At 37.6% G+C, this 19,392-nt stretch carries 14 protein-coding genes; 5 read left to right on the forward strand and 9 right to left on the reverse strand.

Annotation, left to right across the window (positions count from 1 at the left end):
• Window positions 1-60 precede the first annotated feature (60 nt).
• Window positions 61-2,490, reverse strand: a complete 2,430-nt coding sequence (locus PWQ49_RS01230) for a DUF5814 domain-containing protein (protein ID WP_300606657.1) — start codon at window positions 2,488-2,490, stop codon at window positions 61-63.
• A 360-nt stretch (window positions 2,491-2,850) separates the two neighbouring features.
• Here PWQ49_RS01230 and PWQ49_RS01235 point away from each other — a divergent pair, with 360 nt between their 5' ends.
• On the forward strand, window positions 2,851-3,627 hold the full coding sequence (locus PWQ49_RS01235; protein ID WP_300606659.1) for a recombinase RecA: 777 nt from the start codon (window positions 2,851-2,853) through the stop codon (window positions 3,625-3,627).
• 1 nt (window position 3,628) lies between these two features.
• Here PWQ49_RS01235 and PWQ49_RS01240 read toward each other — a convergent pair whose 3' ends face one another.
• The 4 genes from PWQ49_RS01240 to ileS all read right to left on the reverse strand — a co-directional run bounded on the left by PWQ49_RS01240 (window position 3,629) and on the right by ileS (window position 9,401).
• Window positions 3,629-4,411 carry an MTAP family purine nucleoside phosphorylase gene (locus PWQ49_RS01240; protein WP_300606661.1) on the reverse strand — a complete coding sequence of 261 codons (783 nt, stop codon included), beginning with the start codon at window positions 4,409-4,411 and terminating at the stop codon, window positions 3,629-3,631.
• Between the two features lie 21 nt (window positions 4,412-4,432).
• Entirely contained in the window at window positions 4,433-5,521 is a 1,089-nt protein-coding gene (locus PWQ49_RS01245) for a DUF373 family protein (RefSeq protein ID WP_300606663.1), read from the reverse strand.
• A 61-nt stretch (window positions 5,522-5,582) separates the two neighbouring features.
• On the reverse strand, window positions 5,583-6,209 hold the full coding sequence (locus PWQ49_RS01250) for a 6-hydroxymethylpterin diphosphokinase MptE-like protein (RefSeq protein ID WP_300606666.1): 627 nt from the start codon (window positions 6,207-6,209) through the stop codon (window positions 5,583-5,585).
• A 15-nt stretch (window positions 6,210-6,224) separates the two neighbouring features.
• The gene (ileS, locus tag PWQ49_RS01255) at window positions 6,225-9,401 is read right to left on the reverse strand and encodes an isoleucine--tRNA ligase (protein WP_300606724.1); all 3,177 of its coding nucleotides are present in this window, start codon (window positions 9,399-9,401) and stop codon (window positions 6,225-6,227) included.
• A 178-nt stretch (window positions 9,402-9,579) separates the two neighbouring features.
• Here ileS and PWQ49_RS01260 point away from each other — a divergent pair, with 178 nt between their 5' ends.
• The 3 genes from PWQ49_RS01260 to PWQ49_RS01270 all read left to right on the forward strand — a co-directional run bounded on the left by PWQ49_RS01260 (window position 9,580) and on the right by PWQ49_RS01270 (window position 11,177).
• The gene (locus tag PWQ49_RS01260) at window positions 9,580-10,059 is read left to right on the forward strand and encodes an RNA-binding protein (protein ID WP_300606669.1); all 480 of its coding nucleotides are present in this window, start codon (window positions 9,580-9,582) and stop codon (window positions 10,057-10,059) included.
• A gap of 96 nt (window positions 10,060-10,155) precedes the next feature.
• Complete coding sequence (gene sepF / locus PWQ49_RS01265; RefSeq protein WP_300606672.1) at window positions 10,156-10,536, forward strand: cell division protein SepF; 381 nt, start codon at window positions 10,156-10,158, stop codon at window positions 10,534-10,536.
• A complete protein-coding gene (locus tag PWQ49_RS01270; protein WP_300606675.1) occupies window positions 10,533-11,177 on the forward strand; it encodes a ZPR1 zinc finger domain-containing protein in 645 nt (214 codons plus the stop codon). Before sepF ends, PWQ49_RS01270 begins: the two co-directional genes overlap by 4 nt.
• A 333-nt stretch (window positions 11,178-11,510) precedes the next feature.
• Here PWQ49_RS01270 and PWQ49_RS01275 read toward each other — a convergent pair whose 3' ends face one another.
• Complete coding sequence (locus PWQ49_RS01275) at window positions 11,511-12,773, reverse strand: diaminopimelate decarboxylase (protein WP_300606678.1); 1,263 nt, start codon at window positions 12,771-12,773, stop codon at window positions 11,511-11,513.
• A gap of 136 nt (window positions 12,774-12,909) precedes the next feature.
• Between PWQ49_RS01275 and PWQ49_RS01280 the strand changes: the two genes are divergently transcribed.
• Window positions 12,910-13,602 carry a Sir2 family NAD-dependent protein deacetylase gene (locus PWQ49_RS01280; protein WP_300606680.1) on the forward strand — a complete coding sequence of 231 codons (693 nt, stop codon included), beginning with the start codon at window positions 12,910-12,912 and terminating at the stop codon, window positions 13,600-13,602.
• Window positions 13,603-13,654: 52 nt separating this feature from the next.
• Here the strand turns inward: PWQ49_RS01280 and PWQ49_RS01285 are convergent, their stop codons facing one another.
• The 3 genes from PWQ49_RS01285 to PWQ49_RS01295 all read right to left on the reverse strand — a co-directional run.
• On the reverse strand, window positions 13,655-16,753 hold the full coding sequence (locus PWQ49_RS01285; RefSeq protein ID WP_300606683.1) for a type I restriction endonuclease subunit R: 3,099 nt from the start codon (window positions 16,751-16,753) through the stop codon (window positions 13,655-13,657).
• A gap of 2 nt (window positions 16,754-16,755) precedes the next feature.
• On the reverse strand, window positions 16,756-17,973 hold the full coding sequence (locus PWQ49_RS01290; RefSeq protein ID WP_300606686.1) for a restriction endonuclease subunit S: 1,218 nt from the start codon (window positions 17,971-17,973) through the stop codon (window positions 16,756-16,758).
• Window positions 17,970-19,392, reverse strand: a 1,423-nt coding sequence (locus PWQ49_RS01295; protein WP_300606689.1) for a type I restriction-modification system subunit M, incomplete at its 5' end; no start/stop codon positions are given. The genes PWQ49_RS01290 and PWQ49_RS01295, both read right to left, overlap by 4 nt.

A 19,392-nucleotide genomic window follows, 5' to 3' on the forward strand; every position in this document is an offset into this window, starting at 1 on the left:
CCCCCTTCTCTTTTCAGGATGATTAAATGTCAGTCATACTTCTAATACCTTTTGAGATAATTAACCCTCAATACGTTTTTTAAGTTGTTTAGCCAGATATGCTATTTTAGCTTTTGAAAATGCTCTTGCCATCATTTCAATAGCATCAAGACATCTAATTACATCATCAAGGTATCCGTAAACATCGCCTGCATATGTGCTAATCCCGTACATCGCATCAAGTCTTTGAACAATATCCTCCGGCTCAAGTCCTTCAACCCTCCATTTAATGATTCTTTCCCCAAATTTCTTCTCAGCACACCCGCAAAAGGGGTTTTCTTTGCAGTTGCATGTAAGGAAATCTGAAGCAAAAGCATACAACTGATCCTGTATTGTATCGTTAAGAGCAGAAAGGTTCTCTGCTTCAAAAACAATATCAATTGCAGCTCCCTGAAAAACTCTTGAAGGCATGTTAATCTTTAGTGCCGATGAAATCTGTGGAGCAAATTTAAAATAAGCTGCATCAAAAAACACAAGGTTAGAAACAATGTTAAGGGGTTCTTTTTCTCCAAGGACTGCGTCTTTTATCAAAAATGCCCTTGCCGGAGAGAGGAAATGCCTTGCAGCGATTGAACCTAGGCGTGTTAATGCTATATCTTTTCCTTTTTTCACAATAAACTTGTACTTTTGCAGCTTTTGAACGGTCGTATTGAAGTCAATATCCGCAACCATTTTTCTTGCCATGTATTTCAAGTCTTCCATGTTTGACGTAACAGCTGCACATGCAAGCATCTCCTCGGTTTGCTCTTCTTCTCCATATGCAACATGCATTTCTTCCATCTGGCCTTTGAGGAGTTTCACTGCCACTTCATCCTCGGTCATAGCCTGCTCAGATGAATAATTTTTCTCGGGGCTGGCGAGCAGGATTACAACTCCTCTATCATGGAAATCAGGTCTACCTGCTCTTCCAAGCATCTGAAGAAACTCCTTCTGTGTAATCCAGTTAATCCCCATAGCAAGGGATTCAAAAATTACCTGTGATGCGGGAAAATCAACTCCGGCTGCAAGAGCTGCTGTAGTAACAACCACTGGCAATTTTCCGGATGCAAATTGTTTTTCTATTATGCGCCGCTTTTCAAGCGAAAGACCAGCATGATAAGCTCCTGCCTGCATCGATAGCCCTTGTGCAATTCGATGGCAATTGCGGCGTGAGTTTGTGAAAACAATAGTCTGGCCGCGATGATTCTTTGATGATGTTTTTGCATACTCTTCCCTGATCAGACGTTCCATTATTTTCAGCTTCTTTTCTTGTGAACTGAAAATCAGATGACGCTCAATTGGAACCGGTCTGTGTTCATATTCTACCAGAGTAGCATCAAGCTTTCGTGCAAGTTCTGCAGGATTTCCCACAGTCGCCGAAAGATAGATAAATTGTGCCATCGGAGCTACATATTTGAGACGGGAAATAACCCCATCAAGCCGGTGACCTCTGTCAGCATCCTCTAACATATGGACTTCGTCAACAACAATAGTTCCGATCTGACCAAGTAAATCCGCCTCACCAACACGCAGCAGATAATCAATTCCTTCATAAGTTGCAACAATTATTTCCGAATCAAGGCTTTTGCGCATTGATTGTGTTTTTCGTGTTCTGATTTTTGTGCTTCCTATTCGGATTGAAGTACGGAGTCCGATTTGACCGTAGCGCTTTCCAAACTGATCATATTTCTGGTTTGCAAGAGCAACAAGAGGTACAAGATATAACATCTTTCCCTTCTTTTTAAGGCAGTTTTCCACACCTGCCATTTCACCTATGAGTGTTTTGCCGGTAGCTGTAGCCGATGTAACAAGCAGGTTTTTACCGAAAAAAAGTCCGCTTTCCACAGCAAGACTCTGCACTGGAAGAAGAGTTTTGGATTTTTTGAGGAGCAGTCCCTTGAGTTTCTTTGATATTTTAAGTGTACTGGTCTGTACAAGTTTTTCTTCGGTTTTAGCCTGAATTACATCATATTTTGTAATATCTGATTCCAGCTCTTCAGGATCCAGCATTCCAAGGGTTCTATCCAGATCTTTAGTCTTTGACAGTATGTCCAGCATCCTCTGGATAGCATCTTCTGAATAATGGCAATGGGTATTTCTGAGTGCTCGCAATAGTTCTTCTTCCGCACATTCCTTACAAATCCTTTCACTGTGATATAAAATTGATTTTGGGTTTACAAAATTGAATTGTTTTTTCATCAGACAAAACCGACATACATTTACGAGTTCAGCTTCAAGATGAAAACCTGAAAGCATTTCCACAAGGCGAATCTGGCTTTTTTGATTCCCGCCTTTTGAAATAAGTATCCTTTCAGAACGCCTGCAGAGTTCAATCACTTCTTCGGGACGCCGGAGCTCTTCCTTACCGTCTCGAATAACCCTGAATCTTAGAGGGCGTGGTCCGGTAGGTGTATCACTTAATGATACTTCTCCTAAAATAACAGGATTTTTTCTTTTATCCTTGATTAACATCAGGATCAATTTGTTTTTTTCAGGTCGAAAGAAGGACCAAAGAACCATATGCACGCAAATGGGGTTATCGATTATAAAAGAAATGGTGCATTAAAGCTAAAATGGAAAAGGAGATTTAATTAGGTTGCTTTAGTTTTCAATATAAGTTTTGTACAACATTATTGCTTCTCAAAATATAGTTTCACAGATATTTTTATATTAGGTGCAACATAGTTTAGTAAAATTTATTAGTAATAGAGATGCCCAATATTATATATACAAATTGTATAATATCTTGTATTATTATGTTGGAGATATTTATCGATGATGCCGTATGAAGAGAGTAGTAAATTTCAATATCAAGCGGCAAGGCCTGCATATATGAAGCAGGAACCAAAGTCTTCATATCAGCACATAATGAGTGATGCTGAGCAATCTTCAACTATGCCGGAATCTTATATCATACCAACCGGTATCTCTCTTCTAGATGACAGTCTGGGCGGAGGTCTGCCTTCCAGCTCACTTGTTTATTTCTCGGCTAACCCACGATCTATGTCTGAAGTATTCCTTTACCAGTTTTCTCAATCAAGAAAGACTTACTACTTTGCAACAAGCCGAAGACCCAGCTATATCCAGAAAGATATTTTAAATCTGGGCTTTGATCCTTCTAACATCCTATTTGTGGATGTCTACAGTGAATATTATTTCACAGCTACAGGTGATATGGTGGATAATGTCGGGAATGAATTTGCCGATTCCAAAATTATAGAATTTACGGAATACAATCTGCATAACATCCTTCTTGATTTGGAAAATGAAGAAGCGAACATAATTTTTGATACATTTTCATTCTTCACCAACCTGAATGTGAATTTTGGTTTAATAAAAAAGCTCATTAATGTTTTGTACGAAACGACTAAGGAAATTTCCGGAATTACGTATCTTTATGGGCTAAAGGGCAGCATACGCGAGCGGGTTGAAAATGAGATTTTCAATGTTTCAGATGTTATTTTTGACGTGACTATGGATTGCACATCCGATAAAATAATAAACAAACTGTCTATTCCAAAAATAAGGGGTATGGTCCCCTCTACGGACGTCATCAAGTTCAATGTTGCACGTGGTGTTAGCATTGATACTTCAAAAGATATTGTCTGATTCAAATTATGGCGTTTTCTTTTGAATTTTTACAGTTGCAGTTCCTCTGGGGATCAAGTATTCCAATTGAATCAAGGATGACTCTGAAGAGTTTTTCTTTTGTGGATTCCACTATTTCAACAACTTCGTCACTTGTGAGTTTTCCACAATTTAAGCCACATGCAGGATTTGTAATTGTGCAGATTGAAGCATAACATAGTTGTAATTCTTTTGCCAGTACAACTTCAGGGAACCCAGTCATACCGACTACATCTCCGAATTGGCTTAGCATTTTTACTTCAGACTTAGTTTCAAATCGTGGACCTTCGGTACAAATATAAGTCCCCTGACTAAAAGGCAATGTGTTTTTTGAGAGGGAATGAAGGAGTGCTGCCCTTAGTTGGGGGCAATATGGTTCACTCATATCGATATGTACCGTTTCATTATCAAAAAAAGTTGATGGTCTCATTTTAGTGAAATCAATAAAATCGTTTGGGACGAAAAAACTTCCCAAAGGATGATTTTTCATACTGCCTACGGAATTTGTTGCAATAATGCGTTTTACTCCAATTTTCTCTACAGCTTTTATGTTTGCACGATAATTAATCCTGTGAGGTGGAATATGTTTACCATTAACAAGATGTCTCGGGATTATTGCCAACTTAATTCCTTTTTCTTCAACAAAAAAAGCTTCCACTTCTCCAAAAGGCGTTGATATCATTTGGAGTGCGTCCTTTTCTGGCTTGAATACGCCAACACCTCCGATAATCGCACACTCTGCTTGAGGCAGGTTGTCACTATTCATAATAAATCACATTCAGGATACTCAGTTTTTTTCTTTGGAGTCGGTTGTTGCAAAACGAATTCCTGTAAGTCCCAGTATGATTGCACCGACAATAGAATATACAAAATACTGAAATGTAACTTCAATTGCATTTGATGAAACTGCACTGATAGCAAGGATGTATTCGCTGGCCCCCCATAGCAAAAGACCAATGGAAAGTGTAAAAATAGAGGGTGACAGCATTCTTTTGTTAAACCGATTTTCTATTTTCAGATCAATTATTTTTCCGGCATTTGCAAAGATTACAGATGTCACATACCACCAGACAGTTACATTAACAAAAACAGTCATCAAGGTGACAAATCCATAATACCAGCTTCCTCCGGTTGTATAGTAACCCCATAATTCTACGGCGCCTCTTATGGTTGCAATAATTGCAATAAGTCCTGCTGTCAGATACGTTATAAATGTCATCTGGCCAGCATAAAAAGACTGCTTTGCTTTTTCCTTTATTATGGTAAATGTTTCATCGAGATTCAGGCCCCTGTAGAGCATGTATAAACCAATTGCAGCTGATATTCCTATGATTGCTCCTGCAGGATACTGGATCAGAAGGAAAAATGCGTAAATAATCGCAGCAAGTCCAATTGGAATGAAGAATGTGTGTGAGATTTTAGGATCCCTAAATGCATGTTTGAGGATGTAGTAAGTACTCTCAAGATTTGCACTCTGCTTTACCACAATTCTTTTTACTGAATCAATTTTTATTCGGGATTGTACAATTGGAACGAGAGTCTCGTCTTCTGCTCCATCGGACACAAAAATTGCACTTTTTACATTCATTTCCTGAAGCACATCTTCTATTTGTTGTGCTATTTTCTGATCGGAAAGTATGCCGACGTTGCGGTCACCTGCGAAAGAGACAATTTCGGCATCAATACCTCTTTCTCTCAATTCATCAAGGACTTTTACGCCTCCAAAAATAGTATTTACGTCGGAGTCCTCCGGATCAACAGAAGCAAGCTTAACAGCAGCATTTATGTTATTTTCACGACCTATTAGAGGCGTCTGAATTCCGGCTTTATCTCCCAGGTCATTGTCCCTATCAATACAGATCACAAGAGTTTGCATTTGTCTCTATATCTTGTTAATGCCGAAAATATAAATATGTTCTGTCAAAATTTTAAAAGTTTTATACAAGATTCTGTAGCAGGCGATATGCCCATTGGAGTTTTTTCTTCTTGATTTCTCTCACAGACTCATCATCGAAATCAAATCCTGCAAGAGTTATACTTGATGCTCCAAAATGGTGGGCAAGGTATGCAGCCCTGTCGCCGTCGGTGAATCCACCAAAGTTGTAGATGTTACCAAATGGTTCCGACTGCGTAGTCCCGATTACCTTTGAAAGCAGAGGTACGTATTTGAGCAGTTTATCGGTGTTATCTCCATGGGCATGTACCACCATGATAGCACCTTGTATGTTTGCTTCAATCTCTTTTTCAACATCTCCATCTAGATCCGTCACAATGATTGCAGGTATAACTTCTCTGTCTACAAGCACGGAAGTAGCACCATCTGCCGCTATAATAATATAATCCTGCAAGTTCAACTCATCGAGTTCCTTTTTTAACGTAGGAGCATTCCCGCAAACGAGGATGTTTTTTCCATGGATAAGTTGCATGAGTGTTTCCGGAGGTTCCACAGAATCCGCTATCAGAAGAGTTGAAAGTAATAAGGCGGCACTTTCATCATCTTCCTTTGAGAAGCCAAAATCTTCAAGTATTTGTTTGTAAATTGGCTTCCAGTCATTAAATTCCATGTCTTCCTCCGTTTTTTATTCATCTGCTGGAGATATTCCGATATGCATGGAAACGCCTTCAACATCCCAGTCCTTTGTAAGCTTTCCAGTTGCTTCGATATCATAACCTATGACTTGAACTTTTGATCGGACTTCCTTTGCAATGAATGTTTCCATATCAAGGACGAGATCTACAACTCTTTCATCATCGATCTTGATATGTGCAATTATATTTTCATCGACTTCGAGATCAAGCTCTTTCCTCATGTCCTGTATCCTGCGGATAACCTCACGTGCAAAACCTTCAGATTCAATTTCACGATTAAGGGATGCATCAACATATACTTTCCCTCCTGTGAAATCCGCAGAGGCAACGTCTTTAGGTAATTTATCTTCAAAGTTTACCATTTCAGGTGTTATGGATACAATGCTTCCGTCTTCGAGTTCGATTTCCATGCTTCCGGAAGCAAGTCCGCTTTTGAGATCGTTGCCACTTATGGCATTGATGGCTTTGATAACCTTCCCGGCGTCTCCTTTGAAAACAGGTCCTATTGTACTTGGATTTGGTGTAGCTTCAACCCCCAGCTCTTCCCAACTTTCTCCTGTTTTTACAAGGAAAACCTGTTTTGTGTTAGTCTGATCCATAAGAACAGACTTGAGTCTTGCAGTTGCTTTTGCCACCATCTCATTTTCAGGTTCGATGACTATCCTGCTTACAGGCCATCTTAGTTTCCGTCCTGCTTTTTGGCGTGCATTGGATACTGCTTCCACAATATATCTGATTGTTTTCATCTGTGCCTCAAGCTCAAGGTCTCTCAGGTTTTCATCAGGCTTTGGCCAGTCACACATGTGAACGGTGAAAGGAGCTTCCTTATCCACATTTAGTACTATGTTGCTGTAAATTTCCTCTGCAAGATGCGGCATGAATGGTGCTATGACCTTTGTAAGTGTCACAAACACATCGTAGAGGACCCTGTAAACAGCCAGTTTGTCAGGATCATCAGCTTCATTCCAGGTACGTGGACGTATCAACTGAATGTACCATCTGGAGAGATCTTCAAGGATGAATTCATTAATTGATCTGATTACTTTATGAAGCTCATAATTGCTAATGGAAGTGTTGACATCTACAATAAGTGACTGCATCCTTGAAAGGATCCATTTGTCTTCATTTCGAAGGTGTGGTACAATCGATTCAAAGGATATTTTATTAGGATCAAATCTATCCAGTGCCATGTATGGCAATGGGAAACGGTAGACGTTCCAGAGGATGTTTAATGTCCTGTGGATAGTAGCAACTTCATCCCAGTTGAATTTCAGATCTTCCCAAGGTGCACTTGATGACAATACGTAGGTACGCAGTGCGTCAGCACCGAATCGGTCGATTACTTCCTGTGGCTGAACCACATTCCCAAGACTCTTTGACATTTTCTTTCCTGCGTCATCAAGGGTGAAGCCGTGCATCAGCACACTCTTGTAAGGTGCCTTCCCAAATCCAACCATACTTGCGCCGAGTTGTGAATAGAACCATCCCCTTGTCTGGTCATGACCTTCCGTGATAAAATCTGCAGGCCACCATTCATCGAACAGTTCTCTTGTATGCGGGAAGCGCAAGGTAGCCCATGAGGCTACTGCTGAATCAAACCAGACATCAAATACATCCTCAACCCTTCTCATGCTTCCCCCACATGAACATGGAATTATTATTTCATCCACATACGGTCTGTGAAGTTCGAGATCCGAATCGATTCCTGTAACTTTTACAAGTTCCTCACGGGTTCCGATAACTTTGATTTCATCGCATGAATCACAATTCCAGACAGGTATAGGGATTCCCCAGTAACGCTGTCTTGAGATGCACCAGTCCCTTGCACCTTCGATCCAGTCTTTGAACCTTGCTGAACCTGCCCATTCTGGATACCACTTGACTTTTGTGATTTCATCCAGCATATCATCTTTCAAATCGCTAATCTTGATGAACCACTGTTTTGTTGCAAGATAAATAATTGGGGTCTTGCATCGCCAGCAATGTCCATACCTGTGGCTGATTTCATCTTCGGAAAGCAATAGGTTCTTTTTGTCAAGATCCTCGATAACTATTGGGTTTGCATCCCGAATGTTCATGCCGCTATACTTTCCAGCATCGCGGGTGTAGCTACCGTTTGAACTTACTGGGCAGAATATGGGTAAACCGTTCTTGATACCAACTTCAAAGTCTTCAACACCGTGGCCGGGAGCAATATGTACGCATCCTGTGTTTTCAGCTGTAACGTAGTCTGCAGTATATACGTGATGTTTCATTTCCGCTTGTATGGGAACGAGATCTGCCAAGGGATGCTCGTATTCAAGTCCGGCAACTTCTTCTCCTGTAAGCGTTTCGAGGATTTCGTAGTCAGTGTATCTTCCCTTGCGGAGTACGCTTTCCACAAGTTCGGTAGCCATTATGAGAATCTCAGTTTTCCTATTCTTTTCGGCTTTAACTTTAGCGTACTCAAATTCAGGATTTACTGCAACTGCGATGTTTGAGGGAATTGTCCAAGGCGTGGTTGTCCAGATAACGATGAATGAATTTGCCTTATCCTTGAGAGGGAATTTGATGTAAATGGAAGGATCTGTCCGCTCTTCATACTCAACCTCGGAATCCGCAATAGCGGTTTCGCAACGTGGACACCAATTTACCACCCGCTTGCCAACTTCAAGGAGATCTTTTTCATGGGCTTGCTTAATAGTCCACCATGCCGCTTCGATGTATTCATCCTTGAGAGTCATATAAGGATCTTCCCAGTCAAGCCAGGTACCAAGTTCTTGGAACTGTTTTGTCATATCATCTTTCTGCTTGAGGGCAAATTCCTTACACTTATTAATGAAATTCTCAACACCATAACTTTCGATGTCTTTCTTTGATTTGAATCCAAGTGCAGCTTCTACCTTAACTTCTATGGGAAGGCCGTGCATATCCCAGCCGGCACGGTCAAGGATATCGTGACCGTTCATGGATTTGTATCTGAGAATCGAATCTTTGATGATTTTGTTCCAGGCAGTACCAAGGTGGATATGTCCTGTAGTATAAGGTGGTCCATCTACGAAAAAGAATTTTTTCTCTCCCTTGCGATGCTGCCTTACTTTAGAGTAAGCATAATTGTCCTCCCAGAATTCGTGTATACGCTTCTCTATTTTCTTGGCATTATATTGGTCAGCGACTTCCTCAATCATCATGGATCATCTCTATAATCAGTAAGTCTTCTGTATCCCTAATACGATAAAGGTTTTAAATACTTTGGGTACACTGACAGGTTTTCTGGAGGCGCTATGCATTCCTAGCATTATATCTGAACAAATGTTTAAGACCGATTGCAGATAAATGCATGACACTATCTGATTAGGTGATATATTGAAAGTTAAAGGAAGGGTTCAACTCCGCAAATCTGACAGGAAGAAGCTGCTGGAGGATCTCAAAAAGCGATTCAATGGTCTAGAAGTTCTGGAAAACAGTCGTCTGGAGAGCATTAAGGCGGATGAAATACCAGTTTTACTTGTTGATGGTAAACCCTTTTTTTTCCAGGAATCCGGTGTTTGGTTTCCCACTCTAAAAGGGGTCTTGGAATACAATATTGACAGACAGGTTGTCGTAGTAGACATGGGTGCCGTTCGGTTTGTTGTTAACGGAGCCGATATCATGTGTCCGGGAATTGTTTCTGCAGATCCGAATATTGCAGAAGGTGATCTGGTTATTATCAAGGAAGAGGGTCACAACAAACCACTTGCAATAGGCAAGGCTTTGTTAGAAGCCTCCAAAATGATTGCAGATTCAGGGAAAGCCATAAAGTCGATTCATTATGTTGGCGATAGACTCTGGAATCTGGAAATATAAGCGATATCATTAAAATAACATGAACGTTCATATAACAATGGTTGCATAATCATAACAGACTGGTTGCTTAAAAGAAAATTTAATAGGTGAGGATTAATGGCAAATTTCATGGACAAACTTTTTGGAAGCAGCAGTAAAAGCGCTTCTTCTATAGAGGAGTATACTGAACTTGATTTAGGCAAGTATGAAGAGGTCTTGGAGGACGAGCCTGCAGAAACCTATGTGAGGGTTGCAGAACTTAACAACCTGAACGATTTGCCCGCTCTCAAGAAAGAGATATATGACGGCAATATCCTCATGATAGATATTTCGAATATTAAAGCAGACAAACTAATGCTTGATCGCGCCCTGAAAGACCTCAAGGATGTTGTTATTGATGTTCATGGGGATATTGCAGGTATTAAAGAAGATCAGGTTCTTGTGACTCCGACAGGTATTAAGATAGACAGATCCAAAATTTTCGGTGGGCGTTATTGAATCCAAGTTTGAATAATGGCAAAGGTTTTGAGACCAGATCATCCTGCCCCCTTTGTCATGGCGATCTCATTATTCACTGGCAGGAAGATGAGATTCCTTATTTTGGTGCAGTTATGTATATATCTACAAGATGCAGTTGCGGCTTCAGATTTGCTGACACCATGATCCTAAGCCAGAAAGATCCTGTGCGTTGCAAACTGAGCGTTGAAAATCTGGAAGACCTCAATGCACGTGTAATACGCTCGACTTCGGGAACTATCAGAGTGCCTGAACTGGGAATTGTTGTTGAACCGGGTTCAATCTCTGATTCTTACGTTACCAATATTGAAGGTCTACTTACCCGAATACGGGATGTTGTGATAACTGCTACTAAATGGTGTAAGGAAGAACCGGAAAAATATGCAGTAGGGAATTCCATTCTTGCAAGAATCAACGATGTTCTGGAAGGGTTGGGAGGAATCTCTATAATTATTGAAGATCCCCTTGGCAATAGTGCAATAATTAGTGACAAGGCAGTTTGCGAGACTCTTTCTCCAGAGGAGGCGGCAGGACTTAAAACTGGCATGATTGTTTTTGATGTTGACACTTCTTCCCTGAAAGCGGATACTTCAGAAGATGGGCAAAGCTATGAATTGCAATAAGGTTTCAAACGACTTCCTAACTTAAGATGTCTATACTTCCGGGTCAAGTTTACGCATATTGAGATTCAATATGAAAGCCGGCAATATCTTCAGATATAATTTGTAGGAAAAAATCTATTTTTCTCCTCACAGACTTAATTATAAGGAGTCCCTTGTGATTTTTCCAACCAAAAACACAAAGAGGATTCTACAAAGCCATATAATGCACAAGGTTGAAGAAAACAATTTTTATGCTACTTGCTGGTTAACATATGGTGGAGAGTGGGGGAAATAATAAAATAAGAGTCTTCCCCTCTTATTTTTGCTTTTTAATTCTTTTACTTACTTTCAGCTTTATTCAAATGATTTAAGAGTTTCAAAGTCCAGTGTTGCAAAATAATCGTCTACTGTTTCAGCCCTGCGTATTTTTATAAAGCTTCCGTCTTTCCTCAGGAGTATTTCAGCTGAACGGAGCTTGCCGTTGTAGTTGAATCCCATTGCATGTCCGTGTGCACCTGCATCATGAATAGCGAGGGTATCACCCCTTTCTACATCAGGAAGCATCCTATCTATTGCAAACTTGTCGTTGTTCTCGCACAGTGAACCTGTGACGTCATATTTGTGAGTGGGTGTGATATCTTCCTTACCCAAAACAGTAATGTGATGATATGCACCATACATACCTGGCCTCATGAGGTTTGCCATACAGGCATCGGTACCTACATAATCTTTATATGTGTGCTTTAGATGGCGTACGGAGGTTATCAGATAACCATACGGACCTGTGATTACCCTGCCACATTCAAGGAAAATTTTCAGGGGTGAAAGACCCTTTGCTTCAATGATGCGATCATATTCTTTTTTGACACCTTTTGCAATCACGTCATAGGAAACCGGATTCTGATCTGGCTTGTATGGGATTCCAATACCTCCGCCAAGGTTGGCAAATTCAAAGCGAATTCCCAGTTTTTCGGATATTTCGGCTATAACCTCAAAAAGAATCCTTGCGGTCTCGATGAAATATTGAGGATCAAGTTCATTGGAAGCGACCATTGTGTGAATACCAAATCGTTTCACACCTTTCTCTGCAAGGATCCTGTATCCTTCAAAGAGTTGCTCACGGGTAAAGCCATATTTTGCTTCCTCTGGATTACCGATAAAGATATTGCCTTGCTTAAGTGCGCCTGGATTATAACGGAAACAGATAAGATCAGGTAATCCTGCAGTCTCTTCCAGATACTGTATATGGGATATATCATCGAGATTTATGATTGCACCTAATTCCTTTGCTTTGATAAATTCCTCTGCTGGTGTGTCATTGGAGCTGAACATGATATTTTCGCCGACAATCCCGACCTTCTCTGCCAGGATTAGTTCAGGAAGCGAACTGCAATCCACCCCAAAGCCTTCTTTTTTAAGGATTTTCATTATGTATGGATTTGGAAGTGCCTTGATCGCAAAATATTCTTTAAAGCCTTCAAGAATTCCGAATGCTTCTTTGAACTTTCGGGCGTTTTCAAGAATACCATTTTCATCATAAAGATAGAATGGCGTAGGATATTCTTCAAGGATTTCCTCTATTTTTTGCTTTGTAAAAGGAAGAGCTTTCGATGCCATTGATGTTGTCCTCAAGGTGTATATTTATACGTTGTTATCTTTTTCGATGTATCGATCAGAATTTCATGGACCATAATATATGTTTACACTTTTCATCTGCATAATTGATAAATAAGATTTTCCCTGAATAAATGTAATGGATAAACTCATTGAACATCTCAGAAATTCAGATTATTGTGTTGTTCTTACAGGAGCAGGCGTTTCAACCTTTTCGGGAATCCCAGATTTCAGAGGGAGCGGTGGTCTGTACAGTTCATTTGATGCTGATAAGATATTCTCATTTGACTACTTTTTAAAAGACCCTTCATATTTCTACTCCAGTTCAAAGGATTTTATCTATAATCTGGACAAAAAGGAACCCGGGTCTCCTCATATAGTTCTTGCAAAACTGGAGGCAATGGGAGTGGTAAAATCCATAATAACCCAAAATATTGATATGCTTCACCAGAAAGCAGGATCACAAAATATCATTGAAGTACATGGATCGCCTAAAACACACAGCTGTCTGAACTGTGGGGCAAAATACGATTTTGAAGATATAGCTGCAAGAATCTGGCACAATCCAGAACCGCCCCACTGCATTAAGTGTGGAGGTTTAATCAAACCTGATATTATTTTTTACGGGGAACTGCTGGAAAAAAATACTATTGAAAAGGCGTTGGAGGAGGCATCAAGGGCTGATTTGATAATAACAATCGGCACCTCACTCGTAGTACAACCGGCAGCATCATTGCCGCTCTATTGTCTTGACAACGGAGGAAAAATCATAATTATAAACAATATGGATACTCCACTTGAGTGGTATAAGTATTATCTTCCTGCTATGTGACTTTACATTTCACTATTATTTCTCATCAAATTCAATTAACTTCGCTTTTAAATTAAATTTCCCCACCTACCCCTTTAAACTTCTCTACAAATGCAGCTATTTTTTGAAAAACACTTTTCTTTTTAGTTAAATATTGAGGGTTTAGAGGACTCATTTTAGGGAGAATCTCATTTAGTTCTGTTCCATTTTCACTAGCATATTCTCTTTTTAATGAAACCATAATATATCTTTTTGCTGCTTCTTCATTAAGTTTTTCATCTTTAATAAGCTCCTCTGCTTCCCTTTTTTGCACAGCTTGGGCAAATTTAAAAAATGCCTCTATAATACTCGCTTTATCCTGAAACTGGTCTAAATCTGTCCTATTGATAAAATCAACTACTAAGCTTTCCTTGGCACGGTTTCCTACGCTAGAACGGATTATACGACGTACATCTTCAACCAATAGCTCTTTATTTTTTATTTTTTTATTCTTTTCAAAAATAAGTTCAAGAATATAATCTAGATTTATCTCTTGAGATTTTAAAAGGTCTATTTCAAATTCCACATCATCCCAATCAATAGAAGATTCTTCTTTTTCTTTTCCAGCCTTTTCTCGGCGTAACCATTCTCGAATATCATTATACATAGAACGATAGTCTTGAATTGTTCTTTCTCCTATAAATGGTGTCTCTTTTAATACTTCTATCTCTTCATCAGTTACATAGTAAGTGGCTTTAAATTTTTCCAAAGCTTTTGGGTCATTTTTATCTAATCCTTGATAAACTTTTAACTTTGTAAATTCATCATAATTTTGTAGGATATTTTCAATCCGTAAGTATTCTCCGAAGAGTTTAACAAAATCTTTTTTAGCCTTTTCAGTAACTATATTATCTATATTAGGATACTTTTCCTGTAAATCCTTTACAATACTTATATATCCACGGCGGGCTTCACCGGTTATTATATCGGTAAAACCTTCCATATACTCTTTATAACTTTTTTCTAATATCACATTTCTAGTGTTTTTATCACCAAAAAGGGTGATGGCATCGATGGTCGCCTTTTCCAAATCCCTAAAGGTAACTATATTTCCAAAGGTTTTGGTAGAATCATAGATCCGGTTTGTCCTTGAATAAGCCTGTATTAAACCGTGGTATCTAAGGTTTTTATCTACAAATAAAGTATTTAATGTAGGTGCATCAAAACCTGTTAAAAACATCCCTACTACAATTAGAAGGTCTATTTCTTGATTTTTCACCCGTCTTGAAAGATCTCTATAATAATTCTGGAATTCTTTACTTTCAACACTATAATTAGTTTTAAACATATCGTTGTAATCTTTAATTACTCTACTTAAAAACTCTTTAGCACTACTATTCATCGCTGAAGGTTCAAAGTTTTCATCGATAATTTCACCTATTGCACTTTGTTCTTCATTGGCAGCATAGGAAAATATTGTAGCAATTTTTAGTTTATCATCTCTATCTTTTTGTAAGTTTTGTAAAGTTTCATAATAAAGTTTTGCTGCCTCAACACTACTTACAGCAAACATAGCATTAAACCCTTTGCCACTAGGATTTAATCGATGGGTTTTTATTTTAAAGTTATCAAGAATATATTGAGAAATTTCTCTAATTCTTTCAGGATGGAGTAGTGCTTCTTTAGTTTCTGCTGCTGATAATTTTTTCTCGTCTTGTTCTGTCTCAATATACTTAAACTTAGGACGTACATCATTATAATCTACTTTGAATTTTAAAACCTTTTCATCTCTAATTGCATCAGTAATTACATAAGAATGTAACTGTCTACCAAAGACAGAAGCAGTGGTTTCAGAACCTAAAGCATTTTCTGGGAAAATAGGGGTACCGGTAAATCCAAATTGATAGTATTTTTTAAATTTCTTTTTAATGTTTTTTTGAGCTTCACCAAATTGTGAACGATGGCACTCATCAAAAATAAAGACAACATGTTTGTTATATATAGGTAGATTTTTTTCACTTTTTATTAGATTGTTTAGTTTTTGGATTGTTGTAACAATAATTTTATTATCATCTTTTTCGATATTACGTTTTAACCCTGCTGTACTTTCTGAACCATTAACACTATCAGGAGAAAAACGCTGATATTCTTTCATTGTTTGATAATCTAGATCTTTTCTGTCTACTACAAAAAAGACTTTATCTATAAAATCAAGCTCTGTTGCTAGACGAGCCGCTTTAAAACTTGTAAGGGTTTTTCCTGAGCCAGTTGTATGCCAGATATAACCTCCACCCTCTGTTGTTGACCATTTTTTTGCATGATATGAACTTTTAATTTTCCACAGTATCCTTTCTGTAGCAGCAATTTGATAGGGTCTCATTATGAGTAAGGTGTCATTTACATCAAAAACTGAATACTTAAAAAGTACATTAAGTATAGTATTTTTTTGAAAGAATGTAGCTGTAAAATCCTTTAAGTCTTTTATTAAGGTGTTATCAGCCTTTGCCCAGTTTATGGTAAAATCAAAACTATTTTTATCCCTTTTAGTAGTGTTGGCAAAATAACGGGTATCTGTTCCATTAGAAATTATGAAAATCTGTATATATTTAAACAGAGAGTTGTCTGAATTGAAACTCTCTTTACTATATCTATGAATTTGGTTAAAGGCTTCTCTAATAGCTACACCACGTTTTTTAAGTTCTACATGTACTAAGGGTAGTCCGTTTACTAAAATGGTGACATCATATCTATTAGCATGATTTCCCTTTTGCTCAAATTGTGAAATTACCTGAACCTTGTTTTTAGCAATATTCTTTTTGTCTACTAAATAGATATTTTGAATATGGCCATCATCAAAAACAAAGTCATAGATATAATCATTATGAATTTTTCGGGTTTTATCGATATGGGTATCTCCAGGTTTATCTAAATATTCTTCGCAAAATCTCTTCCATTCAGCATCTGAAAACTTAACATTATTGAGTTTTTCTAATTGGGTACGGACATTAGATAGCATTTTTTCCGGAGTGTTTAGATTAGTTAAATATTCATATCCTTGATTTACTAAATCTTGAATAAACTCCCTCTCTAAATCGGCTTCTGTTTGATAGGTTTCCTTCACCTGAAAACACTTTTCATATTTATCTAAAACTATAAAATTTTTAGATTCTGTTATTGATTTGTATTCATACATCTTTAATCCTCCTCTTTAGGAAAACTTAGGAGCAAATCACGATAATACTCATATTGTTTTTGACGTAGCTCTATTTCTCTAGGCAGTCCTTCTGTAATTGAGTTAGTCAATGTATCAAATTTGTCTAAAATTGATACTATACGCTCTTGTTCTTCAAGGGGTGGGATGGGGATTTTTATTTTTTTTACATCATTGGCATTCATATTTGGGACACTACTTTTCTTACTATAAATGTTTATTGATGATAAATAATAAAACAAATATTTTGATAATAAATTTTCTTTAATAGGTAATACTACTTTAAGCCTAATTATTGGTGTAAAAAAAGCTTTTCTAAAATATATTGTTCCAGTATTTGCTCCTATTGAAGAAATTGTTACAGCATCTTTATCAATTCTATATGTATCGGTATAACCATATACTTCAGCACCATTTCCAAATATAGGATACTTACAAATCGAAGTAGGATTTTCTCCTTTAATTAAATTTGCAGGGGGTTCTCCTCCAGTAAAAACTTTGCAAACCTCCCCTAACTTCTTCCACTCAACCTCTTTGCCATTTAAGAACCATTTACCATTATCTTCTATAGGTGTAAGTAGTTTATCCCTATAATACTCATACTGCTTTTTACGAGCTGTAAGCTCTGTTTTAAGCTCTGTTTTAAGCTCTGTAAAGGTATCCAAAATACGAACGATTTCCTGCTGGACAGGCAGTGGGGGGAGAGGGACTTGAATTTTTTCCCACTGTGTTTTTGTTAAACCAAAACGAGTTATACCTTTTGCTTTTTTATTAATTTGTTTTTGTACTAAATCAGAACTAAATATATGATTAATAAACATAGAAGTTATAATGTTAGGATTATTTAACCTTAAACGCATTATGTGATAACTGTAAACAACTCCTTCCATATTCTCTAATACTACAGCTGACTTACCAATATCGTTTAATACTTCGGAAGAAGGTGTGAAAAATATATCTCCTTTCAACACATTACATTGCTCTATTTTTTTATCAGTTGCTGTTACAACCATAGAAGGTATTTTATTATCAAGATATCTATTTTTATAAATATCCATATAGTTCAGTAGTTTAATAGGTTTTTCAGTCTTATTCTTTTTTTTATCAACACCAGCACCACTTACTATTCCTATTTCCCCCAACTTCTTCCACTCAACTTTAGCTCCATTAAGTAGTTTTTCTAAATAATTTGACTTCGTCATGATTCTATCACTCCAATGATGTCATCAATTTCAGCACGAAGTTTATCTATTTTTGCAACTGTTTCTTTTATCTCTGCATTTAACTTATTTATATCAATTTTTTCCCTTGTGTCTTTCATTTCCACATAGGAACTTACTGAAAGGTTATAATCATTTTTAACTATTTCATCATAATCAACCATTTTTGCAACGTGGTTAATATCTTCTTTTTTATCAAATATTTCTATTATTTTATCTATATGTTCATTTTCAAGTATGTTGTTATTAGTAGCTTTTTTATAAAATTCTTCTCCGCTTGCATCTATAAATTGTGTCTTATTATCGTTTTTATGTTTAGAGAGAACTAAGATATTAACAGCTATTGAAGTGCCAAAAAATAGATTTGGTGCTAAGGAAATAACCGTTTCAACAAAGTTATTATCAATCAAATACTTTCTAATTTTTTGTTCTGCGCCCCCACGGTAGAAAATACCGGGAAAGCAAACTATAGCAGCACGGCCTTTGCTGGAAAGGTAATGGAGAGAATGGAGAACAAAGGCAAAATCTGCTTTAGATTTTGGGGCTAATACTCCTGCCGGTGCAAATCTTTCATCATTAATAAGAGTTGGGTCATCTTTTCCAATCCATTTTATTGAATACGGTGGATTAGATACTATTGCATCAAAGGGTTTTTCATCCTTTAATTGAGGATTTAAAAGGGTGTCTCCTAAAACTATATTAAATTTATCGTAGTTTATATTATGTAAAAACATATTCATTCGGGCAAGGTTATAGGTTGTGTGGTTAATTTCTTGTCCAAAAAAACCTTCTTCTATAAGGTGCTCATCAAGTTGTTTTTTTGCTTGCAATAATAGGGAACCTGAGCCGCAAGCAGGGTCATAAATTTTATTTATACTAGTTTGGTTGTGTAATGCTAATTTAGCAAGAAGCTTAGATACACATTGGGGGGTAAAAAACTCTCCTCCAGATTTTCCGGCATTGGCTGCATAGTTAGAGATCAAAAACTCATAGGCATCACCGAAAAGGTCGATATTGCTGTTAGTAAAGTCACCAAAGTCAAGTCTTTCGATTCCTTTGATAACAGCTGCTAAACGTCTATTTTTATCCTTTACTGTGTTCCCTAACCTGCTGCTTGTAGTGTCAAAATCGGCAAATAATCCTTTAATAGCCTTTTCAGAAGGGTAACCATTAGCTGAGTTTTCTATAGAGGAAAAAATCTCTGCTAAATCTGTATTTAAGCTTTCATTAGTATTTGCAGTTTTTGCAATGTTACAAAATAGCTGGCTTGGATATATAAAATAACCTTTTGTTCTAATGGCATCCTCTTTAATCTCTTCGGTTATTACATCATCTGGAAGTTCTGCATAATTGATGCTTTCATCGCCACCTTCCATGTAATTAGCAAAGTTTTCACTAATA

This window comes from Methanohalophilus sp., assembly GCF_030156785.1.
Taxonomy (GTDB): domain Archaea; phylum Halobacteriota; class Methanosarcinia; order Methanosarcinales; family Methanosarcinaceae; genus Methanohalophilus.